15 protein-coding genes and 1 tRNA gene are annotated in these 18,530 nt (G+C 61.8%); 13 read left to right on the forward strand and 3 right to left on the reverse strand.

Annotated elements, in window-relative coordinates:
• Positions 1-4: 4 nt before the first annotated feature.
• The 4 genes from ACTHUY_RS00655 (at position 5) to ACTHUY_RS00670 (ending at position 1,708) form a co-directional block, all read left to right on the forward strand.
• Entirely contained in the window at positions 5-610 is a 606-nt protein-coding gene (locus ACTHUY_RS00655; RefSeq protein ID WP_126703934.1) for a sigma-70 family RNA polymerase sigma factor, read from the forward strand.
• On the forward strand, positions 607-876 hold the full coding sequence (gene rsrA, locus ACTHUY_RS00660; RefSeq protein WP_441654285.1) for a mycothiol system anti-sigma-R factor: 270 nt from the start codon (positions 607-609) through the stop codon (positions 874-876). Before ACTHUY_RS00655 ends, rsrA begins: the two co-directional genes overlap by 4 nt.
• Before the next feature lie 86 nt (positions 877-962).
• Entirely contained in the window at positions 963-1,037 is a 75-nt protein-coding gene (locus ACTHUY_RS00665; protein ID WP_407644345.1) for a 50S ribosomal protein bL37, read from the forward strand.
• 110 nt (positions 1,038-1,147) lie between these two features.
• Entirely contained in the window at positions 1,148-1,708 is a 561-nt protein-coding gene (locus tag ACTHUY_RS00670; RefSeq protein ID WP_126703932.1) for a hypothetical protein, read from the forward strand.
• Between the two features lie 231 nt (positions 1,709-1,939).
• Here ACTHUY_RS00670 and ACTHUY_RS00675 read toward each other — a convergent pair whose 3' ends face one another.
• Complete coding sequence (locus ACTHUY_RS00675) at positions 1,940-2,530, reverse strand: GDSL-type esterase/lipase family protein (RefSeq protein WP_323052602.1); 591 nt, start codon at positions 2,528-2,530, stop codon at positions 1,940-1,942.
• An 89-nt stretch (positions 2,531-2,619) separates the two neighbouring features.
• The gene (locus ACTHUY_RS00680) at positions 2,620-6,387 is read right to left on the reverse strand and encodes a multifunctional oxoglutarate decarboxylase/oxoglutarate dehydrogenase thiamine pyrophosphate-binding subunit/dihydrolipoyllysine-residue succinyltransferase subunit (RefSeq protein ID WP_441677220.1); all 3,768 of its coding nucleotides are present in this window, start codon (positions 6,385-6,387) and stop codon (positions 2,620-2,622) included.
• 462 nt (positions 6,388-6,849) lie between these two features.
• On the opposite strand from ACTHUY_RS00680, the gene ACTHUY_RS00685 reads away from it, so the two are divergent.
• The 4 genes from ACTHUY_RS00685 to ACTHUY_RS00700 all read left to right on the forward strand — a co-directional run bounded on the left by ACTHUY_RS00685 (position 6,850) and on the right by ACTHUY_RS00700 (position 11,523).
• Positions 6,850-8,157: a hemolysin family protein gene (locus tag ACTHUY_RS00685; protein WP_441654287.1), complete on the forward strand. Its 1,308-nt coding sequence runs from the start codon at positions 6,850-6,852 to the stop codon at positions 8,155-8,157.
• Entirely contained in the window at positions 8,154-9,194 is a 1,041-nt protein-coding gene (locus ACTHUY_RS00690; RefSeq protein WP_441677222.1) for a hemolysin family protein, read from the forward strand. The genes ACTHUY_RS00685 and ACTHUY_RS00690 overlap by 4 nt, the downstream gene beginning before the upstream one ends.
• A 119-nt stretch (positions 9,195-9,313) precedes the next feature.
• Complete coding sequence (locus tag ACTHUY_RS00695; protein WP_441677223.1) at positions 9,314-10,675, forward strand: peptidoglycan DD-metalloendopeptidase family protein; 1,362 nt, start codon at positions 9,314-9,316, stop codon at positions 10,673-10,675.
• Positions 10,676-10,734: 59 nt separating this feature from the next.
• Positions 10,735-11,523, forward strand: coding sequence for a glycerophosphodiester phosphodiesterase (locus ACTHUY_RS00700; protein WP_441677225.1), 789 nt, complete (start codon positions 10,735-10,737; stop codon positions 11,521-11,523).
• A gap of 54 nt (positions 11,524-11,577) precedes the next feature.
• Here ACTHUY_RS00700 and ACTHUY_RS00705 read toward each other — a convergent pair.
• Positions 11,578-11,653: transfer RNA gene (locus ACTHUY_RS00705), tRNA-Arg, on the reverse strand.
• A gap of 137 nt (positions 11,654-11,790) precedes the next feature.
• On the opposite strand from ACTHUY_RS00705, the gene argS reads away from it, so the two are divergent.
• The 5 genes from argS to thrB are packed head-to-tail and all read left to right on the forward strand — an operon-like array spanning position 11,791 to position 18,111.
• The gene (argS, locus tag ACTHUY_RS00710; RefSeq protein ID WP_441654291.1) at positions 11,791-13,467 is read left to right on the forward strand and encodes an arginine--tRNA ligase; all 1,677 of its coding nucleotides are present in this window, start codon (positions 11,791-11,793) and stop codon (positions 13,465-13,467) included.
• Positions 13,468-14,808, forward strand: a complete 1,341-nt coding sequence (gene lysA, locus ACTHUY_RS00715; protein WP_441654292.1) for a diaminopimelate decarboxylase — start codon at positions 13,468-13,470, stop codon at positions 14,806-14,808.
• Positions 14,809-14,843: 35 nt separating this feature from the next.
• Complete coding sequence (locus ACTHUY_RS00720; protein ID WP_441654293.1) at positions 14,844-16,118, forward strand: homoserine dehydrogenase; 1,275 nt, start codon at positions 14,844-14,846, stop codon at positions 16,116-16,118.
• A complete protein-coding gene (gene thrC, locus ACTHUY_RS00725; RefSeq protein WP_126703923.1) occupies positions 16,118-17,218 on the forward strand; it encodes a threonine synthase in 1,101 nt (366 codons plus the stop codon). The genes ACTHUY_RS00720 and thrC overlap by 1 nt, the downstream gene beginning before the upstream one ends.
• Entirely contained in the window at positions 17,218-18,111 is an 894-nt protein-coding gene (thrB, locus tag ACTHUY_RS00730) for a homoserine kinase (protein WP_441654294.1), read from the forward strand. The genes thrC and thrB overlap by 1 nt, the downstream gene beginning before the upstream one ends.
• Positions 18,112-18,530: the final 419 nt, after the last annotated feature.

The raw sequence follows: 18,530 nt of genomic DNA on the forward strand, positions 1-18,530 counted from the left end.
GAGAATGACAGAGGACGTTACCCGGGCACCGGGCGAAGAGACCGAGGAGGAGAGGCGCGAGCGTTTTGAGCGCGACGCGATCCCCTTCCTCGATCAGCTGTACGGTGCCGCGATGAGGCTTACCAGGAATCCGGCTGACGCCGAGGACCTCGTCCAGGAAACGTATGCGAAGGCGTACAGCTCCTTCCACCAGTTCAAAGCCGGGACGAACCTCAAAGCATGGATGTATCGGATCCTCAACAACACATTCATCTCCTCCTACCGGAAAAAGCAGCGAGAGCCGCAGAAGTACGACGCTGGCGAGCTGGAAGACTGGCAGATGCTCGAAGCATCCACCCATGAGTCGCGGGGGATGCGGAGCGCTGAAACCGAGGCCATGAGCGCCCTGCCGGACGAAGAAATCAAGGAAGCGCTCGCGGCGCTCCCGGAGGACCGCCGCATGGCGGTGTATCTGGCTGACGTCGAAGGATTTGCCTACAAGGAAATCGCCGCGATCCTCGAGATCCCGCTCGGAACAGTCATGTCCAGGCTCCACCGGGGCCGCTCCCAGCTCAGGGAGCTCCTGGCTCAGTACGCTGCCGACCGAGGATACGCCACGGAGAAGGTATGAAGAACGTAGATGATGTTGCCCGTGAACTGGGCGCCGACATTCCCGAATGCACCTGCGAAGAAGTACGTGACCACCTTTTCGAGCTCCTCGACAAGGAGATGGAAGAAGACGAGATGGGCAGGCTGAAGGCCCACGCCGAGTCCTGTCCCGATTGCACCGAGGCGACGGAAGCCGAAAAGCACATGCGGGAAGTTATCCGCCGTTCCTGCACCGAGTCCGCCCCGGAATCCCTGCGGGCGAAGGTCACCGGGCTGACACGTCGCTGATATCACTGTGGTCTGCCGCATTCGCATATAGGGGGCAAACCTCCGCCATGATAGAATGTCTGATGTTGTTTAACTGAGGAGGAACCATGTCACGTCGTGGTCGTAAGCGCAAGGATCGCCGCAAGAAGGCAGCCAATCACGGTAAGCGTCCAAACGCATAAGTAGTGTGGTGCATGGCCGTTCCCCGATTACGGGGTGCGGCCATGCGCATACCAAGCCGAATCTAAGCCCCTCGATCCATACCGTGGTTTTAGGGCGTGAAGGAGAGAAGTTGTCGACACCTGTTCCCGAGTTCGCTGGGAGAATTTCGCGTATTTCCCAGCAGCGTGCCCGCGTCTGGGGCCTCATGATGGACATGTGGAACGGTGATGAGGACTTCATCAAGGCCGTCCGCGAAGGCGAGTTTGGCGAGTTCGTTCGGGAACACTTTCAGGAAATCGGACAGGAATCCCTCGCGCACGGCGCACTCATGAGCCTCGACGTGTACTCCCGCGGCGCCCGCCGCCGCACATTCGAAGACGACCGGGATGCGTTCCTCGCCGATCATGGCAACCTGCTTGCAGACAAGCCCCACTACGACGGCCTGGAGGCCATGAGGGACCTGTGCCGTAAGGAATCGGCCGCATGGGCGGCAGGGGATCTCGATACGGGCAGGGACTGTCGGAAGGCCGAGTTCGAGCACCTCGAAGGTGGACTCGAAATGAACCTCGTCGAGCTCCTCAAGAACAATATCGAAGTCGCCAAGTCCCACGTATGGCGGACGCTCTCAAGGATCTTTCTTATCTTCCTTGCAACTGAGACCGGGCACCAGTCGTCGCTGGAAACGAAGTAGGTAACCAAGCGGACTGAGACAAGCCCGCACCAGAACTCAGGGCGGTCGAGCAGAGTCTCGGCCGCCTTTTCCAATCCTCAGCGGTGTCTGTTCCAGGAGTGCGGGATCAGTGCGAGACAGCTTTTGGCCTGTAGCTCCCAATGATTCCAAACAGCCGGTAAGGAAGGATCCCAGCGCGAAGGTGGAATCGTGACTCATAGGGCCTGTTGCCGGAGGCGTACCTGTACGCGGCTAAGCGGTGAGGCCCAGCCAGTGATGCCAGCCGTTGTGCAACACGAGCCAGGCAAGCAAGCCGTAGCCGGCCTGCTGGGGCGTGTAGGAGCCGGGCTGAGCCATGTCTGTCTGCCACTGATCGTGGGACGCAAGCGGATGGTACGTGTCAACGAACGTGACTCCGCGTCGGTCGGCAACATCGCGGTATGCGTTTGACAGTTCGCTCATCTGCTTTTCCGGGACGTCTGGGCGGGGTGGCGGCCCAACAACAAAGGCTGAGATGTGATGGCGCGTTGCCTGATCCAGAATGTTCGCCAGATTGAGCCGGGCCCGGACAAGCGAGATTCCATGGTCAATGTCGTGGGAACCCATGCCGACGACCAGTCGGTTGTCGGCCTCGGGGGATAGGCGCGGTACGACCTCTCCCTCCCAGCGGGCGGCTAGCTGCTGCGAATCCTCTCCCGGGATGGGTAGGACCATGGAGGTGAGGGGGATAGGGGAGTCGGTGCGTGCGAAGACGCGTCCCGTCCATCCCATGGCGCGGGCATCGCCGCGCCCGGCGACAATCTCGTCGCCGACGACCATGATCCTAAATTCGTCTGTGCTCACCTTCCCAAGTCTCTCACAAGGAACCGCCGGCAGCCCGTGGGCTGCCGGCGGAGTGTCAAGCTAAACTGCTGGTCTAGCCACTGAATGGGCTAGCGTGTGAACGCCTTGTCCATCAGTTCCTTGGCTTCCGCAACGTGGCGGACCGAGAGGCCCGTGGCGGGGGATGCGGCGGCGGGGCGTGAGATGAGGCGGACGGGGCCAACCTCCGGGAACACGTTGAGCGCCAGGAATGGCCATCCACCCTGGTTCGCCGGCTCGTCCTGGAGCCAGACCAGTTCGGCATCGCCGTACGGGGCGATGGCTTCCTTGATCTCCTCGGTCGGTGCTGGGTAGAACTGCTCGACGCGGATGATTGCGGTCTGGGTGTCCCCACGCTTTTCCCGCTGCTCGGCCAGGTCGTAGTAGACGCGGCCGGAGCACATGATGACCCGGTTAACCGCGTTCGGATCCAGGTTCTGGTCGACCTCGCCAATAACGGGCTTGAAGCCGCCTGCCGTGAAGTCCTCGATGCCGGACTTGGCGGCCTTGCGACGCAGAAGCTGCTTCGGGGTCATGACGATCAGCGGCTTCCGCGGGCGGCTGTAGGCCTGGGTGCGCAGGGCGTGGAAGTAGTTTGCCGGTGTCGACGGCTGGATGACGATCATGTTGTCGTCGGCGCACAGCTGGAGGAAGCGCTCGATCCTTGCGGAAGAGTGGTCCGGTCCCTGGCCCTCGTAGCCGTGGGGCAGAAGCATGACGAGCGACGATCTCTGGTTCCACTTCTGCTCGGCGGAGGACACGAATTCGTCGATGATGGTCTGGGCGCCGTTGGCGAAGTCCCCGAACTGCGCTTCCCAGAGAACGAGAGCATCTGGGCGTTCCACCGAGTAGCCGTATTCGAAGCCGAGAACAGCGAACTCCGACAGGGATGAGTCGTAGATCCAGAGCTTCGCCTGGTCTTCGGTCAGGTGACGGAGCGGTGTCCACTCGGCGCCCGTCGTCAGGTCGTGTGCCGTGGCGTGACGTTGAACGAAGGTGCCGCGGCGGGAATCCTGGCCGGACATGCGGACCGGGGTCTGCTCGATCAGGAGGGAGCCGAAGGCAATGAGCTCGGCGAAGCCCCAGTCGATGCCGCCCTCGTACGCCATCTTGTTGCGGCGTTCGAAGAGCTGCTCGATCTTCGGGTGAACGGTGAAGCCCTCCGGTGCACGGACGTGTGCTTCGCCGATTCGGGCGATGATTTCGGGGCTGGTTGCCGACGTCCACCCAACAATCGTGCCAGCATCCTCCTGCTGGGAGGTCGGCAGTTCGAGTCCCGCGACAGTGTCGACGTGCGGGTAGCCGTAACCGGTTTCCTTCTCCGATTCGCGCACCTCGTCGAAGGCTGCCGAGAGGATGTTGTGGAAGTCGGTTTCGAGCTCTTCGACCTGGGCGTCGGTGAGGGCGCCGCGGCCGAGAAGGGACTCGGTGTAGAGCTGACGCGGGGTGCGCTTCGACTCGATAAGGCCGTACATGACCGGCTGGGTCATCGACGGATCGTCGCCCTCGTTGTGTCCGCGCTTGCGGTAGCAGACCATGTCGATGATGACGTCCTTGTTGAACGTCTCCCGGTATTCGTAGGCGAGGCGTGCCACCTCGGTGACAGCTTCCGGATCATCACCGTTGACGTGGAAGATCGGGAGCTGCAGGCCCTTGGCGATATCGGTCGGGTAGTAGGAGGACCTGCCGGAAGCCGGTGAGGTCGTGAACCCGATCTGGTTGTTGACGATGATGTGAACCGTGCCGCCCGTGCGGTAGCCGCGCAGCTGGCTGTAGTTCAGCGTCTCGGTGACAACGCCCTGGCCGGAGAAGGCGGCGTCGCCGTGAATGAGGATCGGGAGGACGGAGAAGCCTTCCTCACCGAGGTCGATGCGGTCCTGCTTGGCGCGGACAACGCCCTCGAGAACGCCGTCTGCTGCTTCCAGGTGCGACGGGTTGGCTGCCAGGTAAACCTCGGTGGTGGAACCGGAGCGGGCCGTGTACGTGCCCTCCGTGCCGAGGTGGTACTTCACGTCGCCCGTGCCCTGCACGGAACGGGGATCCTGGGTGCCGTCGAACTCGGTGAAGACCTGACGGTAGGACTTGCCCGCGATGTTGGTGAGCACGTTGAGTCGGCCGCGGTGCGCCATGGCGATCGCGACCTCTTCGAGACCGGAGTCGGCCGCCGAGTCAAGGATTGCGTCGAGAAGCGGGATAAGGGACTCGCCACCCTCGAGGGAGAAGCGCTTCTGGCCGACGTACTTCGTCTGAAGGAACGTCTCGAAAGCCTCGGCTTCGTTGAGCTTCTTGAGGATCTGAAGGCGGTCCTCGCTGGTCAGTTCGGTGTGGGGCCGCTCGAGGCGCGCCTGGAACCATTCGCGCTGCGCCGGATCCTGAATGTGCATGTACTCGATGCCGACGTTGCGGCAGTACGATTCGCGGAGCTGGTCGATGATTTCCCGCAGGAGCAGATGCGAGGTGCCGGCAAAGCCGCCGGTCGGGAACGACCGGTCCAGATCCCACAGGGTTAGCCCGTACCGGGTGATGTCGAGGTCCGGGTGGCGCCTGTTGCGGTAGGCCAGCGGATCCGTGTCGGCAATGAGGTGGCCGCGGGAACGGTAGGCGTGGATGAGCTCGGCAATACGAGCTGGCTTACCCATCTCGCGCTTCGCGTCGTACTCGATGTCCTTCTGCCAGCGGACCGGCTCGTAAGGAACATGGAGCGCCGTGAAGACGCGGTCGTAGAATCCGTCCCGCCCGGTGAGCTTCTCTTCGAGTGCACGCAGGAACTCGCCGGAGGCGGCGCCCTGGATGATCCTGTGATCGTAGGTGGACGTCAGGGTGACGACGCGGGAGACCCCCAGGCGAGCAAGAGCCCGGTCGGATGACCCGGCGAACTCCGCCGGGTAGGTCATGGCGCCAACGCCAACAATCGTTCCCTGGCCGTTCATGAGACGGGGGATCGAGTGAACGGTTCCGATGCCACCCGGGTTCGTCAGGGTCGCCGTGGTCCGCTGGAAGTCCTCGACCCCGAGCTTATTGTCGCGGGCCTTCGAGACCAGCTCCTCGTAGGCGCTCCAGAACTGAACGAAGTCCATGGTCTCCGCGGCCTTAACCGAGGGAACGACAAGGGTGCGGGAACCATCGGGCTTCGGAAGGTCGATAGCCAGACCAAAGTTGACGTGTGCGGGCTCGTGCACCGCCGGCTTACCGTCCTCGGTCTGCGAATACGACTTGTTCATGTCGGGTACCTCGACGAGGGCCTCGACCATGGCGTAACCGATGAGGTGGGTGAACGACACCTTGCCGCCGCGACTGTTCTTCAGGTGGGTGTTGATCACCGCGCGGTTTTCGAACAGGACCTTCGCGGGAACGGCACGAACCGAGGTTGCGACGGGGATCCCGAGCGAGCTCTCCATGTTCGTGACGGTGCGGGCCGCTGCGCCGCGCAACTTCATTGTCGAATCCGCCCCCTCATCATCCGCTGGAGCGAGATCGTATGTCTCTGCATAGGGGGTTGTGGCGGGAGTGGCGACCACCGGCGGAGCCGGCGGCAGGTCCGATCGGACCTGGGACTGGTCGGAAGCGGACTTCCTATTGTCGGGCTCCTGCTGAGCCTTGCGAGCGGAAGCGCTTGCCTTGGGTGCGGTCTCCTTGGGAGCGGATTCGCTCGCCTGGGACTCGGGAGATGGCTGGGCCGGAACGCTTGCCTTGCGACCTTCCCTCTCCCAACGCCGGAACAGCTCGCGCCACTGCGGCTGTACGGCCGTACGATCCTGGAGGTAATTGGCGTATAGCTCGTCGATGAACCATTGATTAGCGCCGAAGTCCTCGTCCGGTCGTCTGCTATTGTCGGACACTTTTAGTCGCCCTACTTTCGAGGTGTATGAACAGCGGAACGTATCTAGTTTAGGTGACCTCTGTCGCAGACCACCCATTGGAGCGCGAAATTGACTCGGTTTTCCGCTCCTCAGGATTGGTTTTTGAGGCACCGTCAAGAGCCGGTCATGATTGCGTCTCACGAGATCCACACAAATGCCACATTCTGTTCTGCATGGAGTGCCTCGTGCGGGGCGTTTACAGAGGAGAGCGAGTGAGCGCGCAATCCTGAACTTGAGAGCCCGGCGGTGGGAGCGAGATAGCTTCTGCGCCAGCGTGGGACGTGGTTTGCCGAGAAGAAGCCGTGGAGCGACTTTGACTGGTTATCACGGCCGGTGCCACAGCACGGGGCAGGTCCACGGGGAGTGACGTGGTCCAACGTTGCTCGTAAGTGCCCGTAACGCACCCGGTAGGGCGCCAGGGCACGGTAGCATCAAGTCACTATGGACATACTCCTCCTCTTGTTCGGCGTAGTTCTGACTGCCGGAACGGCTGTTTTCGTCGCAGCCGAGTTCTCCCTTGTTGCCCTGGACCCCGGAACGATTGAGAAGAAGGCTGAGGACGGTGACCGGCGAGCCGCAGCTGCCCTCAAGGGCCTGAAGAAGCTTTCTCTCGAGCTCTCGTCCGCGCAGGTCGGCATCACCCTGACGACAATCCTGCTGGGATACACCTCCCAGCAGGCCCTTGCAAACCTCCTTGAAGGACCACTCCAGTCGGCGGGCATGGCGCTGGCAGCCGCAATCGGCCTCGCGGTCGTTATCTCCCTGATCGTCATCAACCTGTTCTCGATGCTCTTCGGCGAGCTGATTCCGAAGAACATGGCGCTCGCGGATCCGCTGTCCACGGCCGGCGTCGTTGCGCCAATCCAGGGTATGTTCACGACCTTGCTTCGACCCATTATCGTCGGCCTTAATTCGTCGGCGAACTGGATTATCCGCAAGTTTGGAATTGAGCCGGCGGAGGAGCTTTCCGGTGCTCGTTCAGCGACCGAGCTCGTGGCCCTCGTCCGGCGTAGCGCGAACATGGGAACCCTCGATATCTCAACCGCGCGTCTACTTACGCGCTCCATTGGTATTGGCCGCCTCACCGCTGTGGATGTCATGACGGACCGGGGACGCGTTGAGTGGATCGACCACAAGGCCAGCGCAGCTGATGTTATTTCGCTAGCGAGGAAGACCGGATTCTCCCGGTTCCCCGTTGTTGGCGACGACCTGGATGACATTCGCGGCTTCGTGAACCTCCGGAGCGCGATCTCGATTCCGTTCGAGAGGCGAGCCGATGTTCCCGTTACTTCCTCATCCCTCATGAAAGAGGTGGAGAGGGTTCCCGAGACGGTGGCTCTTGCACCCCTCCTCGTTCAGCTGCGCGACACGGGGCAGATGGCGGTGGTGCTCGACGAATACGGAGGCACCTCCGGGATCGTGACCCTCGAAGACTGCGTCGAAGAAATCGTAGGCGAGGTTGCCGACGAGCACGATCCGCGCAGGCTCCGCGCGCGGTTTTCAGCAGACGGCTGGTTGATTCCCGGCGATATGCGGCCCGATGAGCTTGCCCGCGAAGCCGGAATAAACGTTCCCGACGACGGACCCTTCGAAACGCTTGCCGGTTACATCATGACCGAGCTGGGCCGCCTGCCCGAGGTGGGGGACACGGTCGAAAGCGACGGCGTCTCCCTCACCGTTGAGAAGCTGGAAGGCCGACGTGTCGTCTCTATCAGAGCCCGCGCCCTCAACACGGAGGCGACGGAATGAGCACGACAACCGCCCTCATAGTTGGTTTGGTCCTCCTCGCGCTCAACGCGTTCTTCGTTGGCGCCGAGTTCGCGGTCATGTCCGCACGCAGGTCCCGGATTGAGCCGCTGGCCGATGCGGGATCAAAGTCGGCGAAGACAGTGCTGTGGGCGCTCGAGAACGTCACCCTCATGCTCGCCTCCTGCCAGCTCGGCGTGACGCTCTGTTCCACGTCCCTCGGTGCGGTTGCCGAACCGGCGATCGCCTCCGCCCTGATTGGGCCCTTCGAATCGCTCGGGATACCGAGCGCCGCAGCACATTCCGTGGCCTTCGTTATTGCCCTCGTCGTGGTCGTCTACCTGCACGTCGTCATCGGTGAAATGGTTCCAAAGAATCTGGCCGTGACCGTTCCCGAGAAGGCGGCTCTGATTCTTGCGCCGCCGCTCGTTCTGATCACGCGGATCTTCAAGCCAATTGTTGTTTCGCTTAACTGGCTTGCCAACCACATCATCAAACTGTTCGGATTCGAGCCGAAGGACGAGGTTGCCTCTGCCTTTACCGCAGACGAGGTGGCGTCAATTGTTGAGACCTCGCAGCGTGCCGGTGTTCTTGAAGATGAGATCGGCCTACTGTCCGGGGTGCTCGAGTTTTCCGACCTGACCGTTGCGGAGGTCATGGTGCCTCGCGACGAAGTGTTCACGGTAGGCACTGAAACCACCCCGGCGGATCTCGAAGAACTGGTAGCCCGAACCGGGTACTCCCGCTTTGTTGTGAAGGCAAACAACCGGGACTTCGTCGGATACCTCCACCTGAAAGACATCATCGGTGTGGTCGGAGCGTCGCGCGATATGCCGGTGGCGCCCTTCAAGATCCGTACCATGGCGTGCGTGCCGGGCGGAGACGAAGTCGAATCCGCTTTAGCCATCATGAAACGTGACGGAATTCACCTTGTGGAAGTTAAAGATGTGAACGGTGGTTCCATGGGCGTGCTATTCCTCGAAGACATCCTCGAAGAGCTGGTAGGAGAGGTCCGGGACTCGATGCAGCGCGATGCGTGAATAAGAACAGCCGAATTTCCGTGGCGAGAGGCGGGTGCTGACTGCCACAAAACTCGATATCATTTGTCTGGTAACGTTATCTATTCGTTACCTGTTGTTATCGATGTGAGAGTGAGTCCGTGGGAAAGCATTCTGCCCCGGTGCCGATCGAGCTAGTCGTCGCTGAAGAGTCGGCGCCTGCCGTGCCCGATAACGCCGAAAACCCTGTGCCAAGTGCCCCGGCTTTGGCCGAAGAGCCCGTATTTGTCGGACGCAGGAGAGCTCGCAGGCTCGCCGCCGCCAGTGCGAACAAGGTAGTAGAGGTCAGGTCGACGCTGGTCGAACAGCCCGCCCCGGTCTCAGCAAACGAACCTGCCGCCGCTTCGGTTGTGGGTGAAGAAGTTCCACGTGTGGAGGCGGAGCAATCCGCGCCGACCGTTCCCGGGCTTGCCGAAGGACCCCTGCAGTCTGTTGCCCAGAATAATGACCAGGCAGATGAACCTGACCCGACTGTTGCCGAGCCGGTCTCCCCAATGAGTGCTGACGAGCAGGCTGATCTTGTCGGTGAACAGCCCGTTGCTGTTACCCCGGAGATCACCTACGAGCCCGCGCTGGTCACTGAAGAGAGTCCGACAGAAAAGTTTGCCGCGGTTGAGATGCCAGATACTTCGGTTGTTTCCCGCGGTGAAGTTCGCAAGGCCAGGGATGCTGAGCGGACTGTAGCCAAGCGTCAAATGAGGGCGCGGGCCGTGGTTGCCGCCACCTCGTCGATGTTTGCCGGGCTCGGTGTTGCCACCGTTATTTCTGGAACCGGCCAGTCGGCTGCCGCCGTAACCGCCCATGTTCCGGTGACCTCTTCGCTTGGCGAAGCACCCGTTCCCGATGTCTCCGTTCCTTCCTCGTTAGCTGCGAGTGCGGATGCTTCGAGCATTGATCGGCTTCGGGGCGCACGTGAGGTTGCTGCTGAGGCCGAGGCTGAGCTCGCTGTGTGCCAGACGGCTGAATCTGCTAACGGCATGGTTGATGCATTAAGGGCACCCGCGAAGGATGCTTTGGTCATGCCGGTGAAGGAAAACGACTACCGTCTCTCGTCTGGGTATGGATGGCGTGTGATCCCGTTCGGCGGGGGATATCACAACCACCTTGGTTCCGACTTTGCTGCAGAGGCCGGAACTCCGATCTACGCGATTGCCGAGGGCACGGTCGAATATGTTGGCGTTGGTAAGGACGGTCGGTCCTCGAATCTCATCATCATCAAGCACGACGTGAATGGTGAAGTGTTCTGGTCCTGGTACGTCCACATGTACGACGACGGTCTGCACGTCACCGAGGGCGAGCAGGTTGAGGTTGGTCAGCACATTGCTGATGTCGGTAGCAACGGACGGTCGACCGGCCCGCACCTTCATCTCGAGATTCACACCGATGAAGAGGGAACCACGGTCAACCCGCTTGGCTTCCTGAGCGAGCGCGGTGCGGTTGATCTTTCTGAGCTCTGCTCCTAGCTCACCATCGAACCACCCGGTCGGTCGTGATCTCTTTGCGCTGATGGGACAATAGGTTCATGAGATCGTGGGAGCGTACAGATAAGCCGATTGTCCTCGCGCACCGGGGCGGTGCCGACGAATATCCGGAAAACTCCGTTCAAGCGTTCGAGGGGATGAGGGCTCAGGGTTTTAACTACATTGAAACCGATGCCCAAGCCACATCCGACGGTGTGCTCATCCTGATTCACGATCCGCTACTCGACCGCACGACGAATGGTTCCGGCGAAATCTCACAGGTTTCTTGGGCCGAGGTCAGCCAGCTTCGAGACGAGTCGGGACATGCGCCCATGACGGTCAAAGCCGCTCTCGATGGTTTCCCGGACATTGACTTCAATATCGATGCAAAGGTCGATGGCACGGTAGAACCCATGATTGAGCTCCTGCGATGCAGCGACTATCTCGATCAGGTACTGGTAGCCTCCTTCTCCGAAAAGAGGCTTCGCAGAATCCGCACAGCCGTACCCGGAGTGGCGACGAGCCTCGGGACAAGCGGTGTTGCCCGCCTTGTCTTGGCATCAATCCTTCCGAGCTTCCTGAGTGACTTGGTCATGAAGGCTGTGCCTGGACCGAGTGACGGTGCGGCGTGTGTGCAGATGCCAATGAATTTCCACGGGGTGCGGATTCTTAGTAAGAAGCTGATCGACATTGCTCACGGTCACGGACTTGCCGTTCATATCTGGACGATCAACGAAGTGAAGGACATGATCGAGATCCTCGACATGGGTGCCGACGGAATCATTACCGACCGGCCATCCCTCGCCAGAGAGTTGATTGAGAACCGAGACAAGCAGGCGCAGGAGCCGTGACATGCGAACGGCCCTGATCCTCGCAGTTTCGTGCGGTGACCAGGGCCGTGGGGCTGGTGCCCCGGATAGGATTCGAACCTACGACCTTCTGCTCCGGAGGCAGACGCTCTATCCCCTGAGCTACCGGGGCGCAATTCATGACTTTATCAGCACCCGGCGGCCCCGGGCTAACTGAAACCCTGTGAGACACCATGCATAGGGGGCGTCTTGGCACACATTTACATAGCAAAGATGATGGAGGAGCGGTACCGTCGCTAGACTGGTGACATGACTCCAGAAGAACTCAGCGCACTCATCGACTCCGTCCTTGCCGAGGCGGTAGCGGATGGTGCAGTGAACGTGTCCGCCGATGAGCTCCCCGCGGTCAAGGTGGAGCGCCCACGCAACCGAGATCATGGCGACTGGGCCACAAACGTTGCCATGCAGCTTGCAAAGAAGGCGGGCACGAACCCGCGCGACCTGGGGACCATTGTTGCTGAACGGCTCGCGACCAGGGACGGCATTGACGAGGCGACCGTGGCGGGGCCCGGCTTCGTCAACATCCGCCTGGCAGCCGGCGCCGCAGGCGAGCTTGCTCGCACGATTCTTAACGCCGGTCGCGAATATGGGCGAAGCAACTCCACGCCCGGTTCCGTCAACCTGGAGTTTGTTTCCGCGAACCCGACCGGTCCGATTCACCTCGGTGGCGTGCGGTGGGCGGCGGTTGGCGATTCCCTGGCGCGTCTTCTGGAGGCCGCAGGTTCGACCGTGACCCGCGAATACTACTTCAACGACCACGGCTCGCAGATCGACCGCTTCTCCGAGTCCCTCCTGGCTCGTGCGCGCGGTGAGGAAGCCCCCGAGAATGGCTATGGCGGCGCCTACATCACCGACATTGCAGAGCGCGTCATAGCCGGTTGCGCGCAGGCGGGGGAGCCCGATCCGCTGACCCTCCCGGACGATGAGGCGCAGGAAGTGTTCCGCTCCCGCGGTGTCGACCTCATGTTTGGGGAGATCAAGGAAGCCCTCGGCGACTTCGGCGTCAAGTTTGATGTCTACTTCCACGAGGACGCCCTCCACGAGTCAGGTGCCGTCAATCGTTCGATCGAGGTCCTCCGCGAGCGCGGTCATGTCTACGATAAGGACGGTGCTACCTGGATTGAGACGACAAAGTTTGGGGACGACAAGGACCGCGTTGTCATCAAGTCGGACGGTGGTGCCGCCTACTTCGCTGGCGATGTTGCCTACTACCTGGACAAGCGTGAGCGCGGTGCCGACCATGTCATCATCATGCTGGGTGCAGACCATCACGGGTACGTTGGCCGCATGTACGCCATGGCGCAGGCCTTCGGTGACACGGCTGGTGAACGGCAGAACATGGAGATTCTCATCGGTCAGATGGTGAACCTCGTGAAGGATGGTGAACCCGTTCGCATGTCCAAGCGTGCCGGCACAATCATCACCCTCGAAGACCTTGTTGATGCCGTTGGTGTCGACGCTGCTCGCTACTCGCTCGTCCGCTCTTCCGTTGACACGACCCTGGAGCTGGATCTTGACTTGCTGGCTTCCCGCACGAACGAGAACCCCGTGTACTACGTTCAGTACGCGCACGCTCGTACGCGTTCGGTTGCCAAGAACGCCGCCGAGCATGGCGTGGCCCGCGACGAATTCAACCCTGCCGCCCTCGACCACCCGGCCGACTCCTCCCTCCTGGGTGTTCTAGCTCAGTTCCCGGAGGTCGTTGCCCAGGGTGCAGCGCTACGTGAACCGCACCGTATTGCTCGCTACCTCGAGGAGCTCGCGGCCGCCTACCACACCTGGTACGGTCAGACCCGCGTCACCCCGCGTGCCGACGAAGAAGTAAACGAGGGGCACTCGGCGCGCCTGTGGCTCAACGACGCCACCACCCAGGTCCTCGCCAACGGCCTTGACCTTGTTGGTGTTTCTGCCCCGGAGCAGATGTAAATGTCGTTCGCCCCGCTTGCCTCAATCCCGGCTCCGGAGCCGGGCACCGGCCCCTGGCCCGCGAATCTCGCATGCACGGAGGGCAAGCTGACCCTCGCCGGTCACGCCCTGTCCGATCTGGCAGTCCGCGGCACCCCCGTCTATCTCGTTGACGAGGATGACATGAGGTCCCGCGCCCGTGCGTGGGTGGATGCTATCGGGGACGGCGATGTCTACTACGCCGGTAAATCCTTCCTCTCTCCGCTACTTGCAAGGTGGATGGTGGAGGAAGGTCTCTACATCGACACCGCGTCCGAAGGTGAGTTGCGCACCGCGCTCGCGGGTGGCGTTCCTGGAGAAAAGATCGGACTGCACGGCAATTCGAAGTCCGATGCTCTTCTTGAGCTCGCCCTCGAGAACAACGTGGGCCGAATCGTTGTTGACTCCCCGGGCGAAGTTGAACAGCTCGCAGACATTGCCAGCAGGCTTGGCAGGGTGGCTCCCTGCTTCGTTCGCGTGACAACCGGCGTCCACGCAGGCGGGCACGAGTTCATTGCAACTGCCCACGAGGACCAGAAGTTTGGTCTCTCGCTAGCCACGGGTGCGGCACGCGACGTTGTCACGGCAATTGCCAACCACCCGAACCTGTCGTTCCTTGGACTGCACTCCCACATCGGCTCCCAGATCCTCGATCCGGAAGGTTTTGCGGCAGCGGCTAGCGCCGTCATTGCTTTCGCCGGAGAGCTCACCCGCAATGGCATTGCCGTTCCCGAGGTTGACCTCGGCGGGGGCTACGGGATCCAGTACACAGGGGAGGACCCCCAGCCGGTTTCCGAGAAGCAGATGCTTGCCGGGATTCGCTCGGCTCTCGAGGCGGCCTGTGCCGCCGAGGGCATCGACGTGCCCCGGCTTTCTATAGAGCCCGGCCGTTCCATCTCCGGCCCTTCCGGAATGACTCTGTATACCGTCGGCGCCACGAAGGACGTCATGACGGACGATGGGGTACGCCGGTACGTGTCGGTTGATGGTGGGATGAGCGACAACATTCGTCCCGCCCTGTACGGCGCCGACTACACGGCACTCGTTGACCGAGTAACAGATGCTGAAGGCGTCCCGACCCGCGTGGTCGGCATGCACTGCGAATCCGGAGACATCGTTATCAAGGACGTGTCCCTGCCGGGCGATGTGTCTCGGGGAGACCTGCTCCTTGTCGCCGCCACCGGTGCCTACGGCAGGTCGATGGCCTCGAACTACAACATGATAAAGCGCGCCGGGGTGCTTGCCGTGTCCGACAGGGGGACGACCTGGCTTGTCCGCCCCGAAACCTGGGAAGATGTCCTCGGACTCTTTCCGGAGTTGTAACCCCGGGAACCACCCAGCCACCAATCGGAGGAAGAATGTCAGTCAAGATTGCCCTGCTCGGCTGCGGAACCGTGGGAACCGCGGTTGCCAAGATGCTGAAGGCACAGAGCAAGGACTTCGCTCAGCGTGCCGGTGATGAACTCGAACTCGTCGGCATCGGCGTGCGCAACATTGATGCGCCGCGCGACCCGGAGATCGACCGAACGCTCCTGACTGACGACCTCGAGGCACTGACAACAAAGGCCGATATCGTTATCGAGCTCATCGGTGGCATCGACCCCGCCCGCACGCTCGTTCTGGGCGCGATTAAGAACGGCGCTACCGTTGTCACCGGCAACAAGGCACTGCTTGCCGCCCATGGCCCCGAGATTTATGAGGCCGCCGCCGAAGCCGACGTCGACGTCTACTACGAAGCCGCCGTTGCCGGCGCCGTCCCCGTTGTGTACGGCCTGCGCGAATCCCTGGCGGGTGACCGGGTCGAGACCGTCATGGGAATCCTCAACGGCACCACGAACTTCATCCTTGACGAGATGGAAACCAACGGGATGTCCTTCGACGACGCCCTGAAACTCGCCCAGGACCTCGGCTACGCAGAAGCAGATCCGACCGCCGATGTTGACGGTCACGATGCTGCGGCGAAGATCGCGATCCTCGCCTCCCTTGCCTTCCACACGCGCGTCTCTATCGACAACGTTCCGACCACCGGTATCCGCTCGATCACCGCCGAGGATATTGCGGCCGCCAAGCGCGATGGCTTCGCCATCAAGCTCCTCGGCATTGCTCGCCGCCAGGAGGCCGGCATCGAGCTCAGCGTCGAACCGACCCTCGTGCCCCTCGACCATCCCCTCGCCTCCGTTCGCGGCTCCTTCAACTCGGTCGTCACCGAGTCCGCCGGCGCCGGTCGGCTCATGTTCTATGGCCGTGGAGCGGGTGGCGACCCCACCGCATCGGCCGTTCTCTCCGACGTTGTCGCCGGGGCCTCGCACCGCGTCTACGGCGGCCGGGCTCCCCGCGAGCTCACCTACGCAGACCTGCCGATCCTCACCCCGGAAGAGGGCACATCCTCGTTCCGAATCGAGTTTGAAATTGAGGACCGCACGGGCGTTCTCACGCAGCTGTCGGGTGCGCTCGCGGACAACAACGTGTCGATCTCGACCGTTCGCCAGAGCGCCGCCACCGAGTCGAGTGCACGCCTGACCGTGACAACGCACGAGGCACGCACAGCCGACGCAAAGTCGGCAATTGAAAAGATTAAGGCCGCAGACTATGTCAAGGACGTTCTGCAGGTCATGAGGGTGGAGGGCAACTGATGGCGCACCAGTGGCAGGGAGTAATCAATGAGTACCGCGACAGGCTCCCGTTCGAGGACAACGATCCGGTTGTGACCCTCTACGAGGGTGGCACGCCGCTCGTACCCGCACCCAAGCTGTCGAATCTTGTCGGAGCCGACGTTCACGTCAAGGTTGAGGGCATGAACCCGACCGGTTCCTTCAAGGACCGTGGCATGACTTCCGCTGTCTCCAAGGTGAAGGCCGACGGTACCGAAATCATTGCGTGCGCCTCGACCGGCAACACCTCCGCCTCCGCCGCGGCCTATGCCGTGGCAGCGGGTCTTGGATGTGCGGTTATTTTGCCGGCTGGCAAAATCGCTGCCGGCAAGCTCGCCCAGGCTATTGTCCACGGCGCACAGCTCGTAGCCGTTGACGGCAACTTCGATGACTGCCTGCGGATTACCCGCGAGCTGACCGAAATGCATCCCGTTGACCTCGTCAACTCCGTGAACCCGTACCGTCTCCAGGGCCAGAAGACAGCGGCTTTCGAGATCGTTGATGCTCTGGGCAAGGCTCCGGACATCCACGTCCTTCCCGTTGGCAACGCCGGAAACATCACGGCGTACTGGATGGGCTACAACGAATACGCGGGACGCACCACCCTCGCCTCGTTCGACGATTCGGCTCTCCATATGGAGAAGGTCGTCGACACGGTTCCGCAGATGTGGGGATACCAGGCGTGGGGAGCTGCTCCTCTTGTTCTCGGCCACCCCGTCGAAGACCCCGAGACGGTCGCCACTGCCATTCGCATCGGTAATCCCGCCTCCTGGAAGTACGCCGAAGAGGCCCGCGACTCCTCGGGCGGTTTCATCGATCGCGTCACCGACGGCGAGATCCTTGAAGCCCAGGCCGTTCTTGCGGCCGAGGTCGGCGTTTTTGTTGAGCCCGCCTCCGCAAGCTCCGTTGCTGGCCTTATCAAGGCCAGCAAGGCAGGAACCGTCCCCGAGGGCGCCACGATCGTGTGCACGGTAACCGGCAACGGTCTCAAGGACACGGTAACGGCACTCGAGGGTCGCAACATCGAGCCGGATGTCATCGAGCCTTCCGTCGCAGCGGCAGTCAAGGTTCTGGGACTCTAATGCGTCAGGTCACCGAGACTCTCCGAGTGCGGGTTCCCGCCACCTCCGGCAACCTCGGCCCGGGCTTCGACAGCTTGGGCATGGCGCACGGGATCTACGACGAAGTTGAAGCGACCCTCATCGCTGGCAAGACCACCGTCGAGATCCTGGGTGAAGGCCAGGGCGAGCTCCCGACCGACGAGTCCCACCTTGTCGTCAGGGCCCTGATGCGCGGTTTTGAGTTCGCCGGTCTGCCGCTCGCGGGCGTTCGGATGGTCTGCCGCAACGGCATCTCCCAGTCCAGAGGCCTCGGCTCCTCGGCCGCCGCAGTCGTCGCTGGCCTGACGCTTGCCGCCGGTTTCCTCGGACGCCCCGACCTGTTCACGAAGGAAGATGTCCTCACCCTCGCAACCGAGTTCGAAGGACATCCCGACAACGCCGCCCCCGCCGTCTATGGTGGGGCGGTCGTGTCCTGGTCAGAATCGGGACGATCCCACGCCGCCAGCCTTGACCTGCACCCGGAATTGCGGACAACGCTTCTTGTGCCCACGGATGTCCTCCCGACGTCGACCGCACGGGCGGCCCTTCCGACCTCCGTTCCGCACGTCGATGCGGCATTCAACGCATCACGCAGCGCGCTCCTCGTCCATGCGGTCGGCCACGATCTCGATCTTCTACACGAAGCGACCCGCGATCGTCTCCACCAGGAGTATCGCTCGAGTTCCATGCCGGCAACGGCCGAAGTGCTCGATGCCCTACGCTCGTCGGGATGGCCGGCGGTTATTTCCGGCGCCGGCCCCGCAATCCTTGTTCTCGACGAGCTCGACGCTCAGACCTGCCGAATTCTTGAGGCCCGCGGCTTTGCCGTCACCACCCCCGGAATTGGCGAGGGTGCACGAATCGTCGAAAGCTAGCGCTTTCACCATCTTCAATAGAACACGGTTAAGAACACTTTTAATAGGCAGAGCCCGGTCTTCACCATCTGAGGATCGGGCTCTCAACATACAAAGCGGCATTCCTGCAACGCTGAAAGAATGGTGCGTCACGAAACCCGACGCGACCTCACGTCTCTATGACGACAGCGACGTGTCAACAGACTGGAACGAGACAGCAAGTTTCCTTCGCGCACCGAGGCAATATATTTGAATTGCTGATGGAATATGCTCAACATTTACACCACCGTGCACGGGTTGATGCCGTTGCCTGACGTGTTGTACATCCTGGCTGGTCTGACATCCCGGCTGGTCTGACATCCTGGCCTGCGTGGGGAAGTGGGGCCGGTCGCTACTAGTCCACTCGGCGTCGCTCTGAACAGCACCTTCAAAGTCCCCGG

Source organism: Flaviflexus sp. (genome assembly GCF_052087705.1).
In the GTDB taxonomy this organism is placed as follows: Bacteria; Actinomycetota; Actinomycetes; order Actinomycetales; family Actinomycetaceae; genus Flaviflexus; species Flaviflexus ciconiae.

Coding starts and splice junctions, on each gene's coding strand:
- rsrA (WP_441654285.1), top strand. CDS start 607: ATGAAGAACGTAGATGATGTTGCCCGTGAACTGGGCGCCGACATTCCC.
- thrC (WP_126703923.1), top strand. CDS start 16,118: ATGGCGCACCAGTGGCAGGGAGTAATCAATGAGTACCGCGACAGGCTC.
- ACTHUY_RS00700 (WP_441677225.1), top strand. CDS start 10,735: ATGAGATCGTGGGAGCGTACAGATAAGCCGATTGTCCTCGCGCACCGG.
- ACTHUY_RS00720 (WP_441654293.1), top strand. CDS start 14,844: ATGTCAGTCAAGATTGCCCTGCTCGGCTGCGGAACCGTGGGAACCGCG.
- ACTHUY_RS00690 (WP_441677222.1), top strand. CDS start 8,154: ATGAGCACGACAACCGCCCTCATAGTTGGTTTGGTCCTCCTCGCGCTC.
- lysA (WP_441654292.1), top strand. CDS start 13,468: ATGTCGTTCGCCCCGCTTGCCTCAATCCCGGCTCCGGAGCCGGGCACC.
- thrB (WP_441654294.1), top strand. CDS start 17,218: ATGCGTCAGGTCACCGAGACTCTCCGAGTGCGGGTTCCCGCCACCTCC.
- ACTHUY_RS00685 (WP_441654287.1), top strand. CDS start 6,850: ATGGACATACTCCTCCTCTTGTTCGGCGTAGTTCTGACTGCCGGAACG.
- ACTHUY_RS00655 (WP_126703934.1), top strand. CDS start 5: ATGACAGAGGACGTTACCCGGGCACCGGGCGAAGAGACCGAGGAGGAG.
- argS (WP_441654291.1), top strand. CDS start 11,791: ATGACTCCAGAAGAACTCAGCGCACTCATCGACTCCGTCCTTGCCGAG.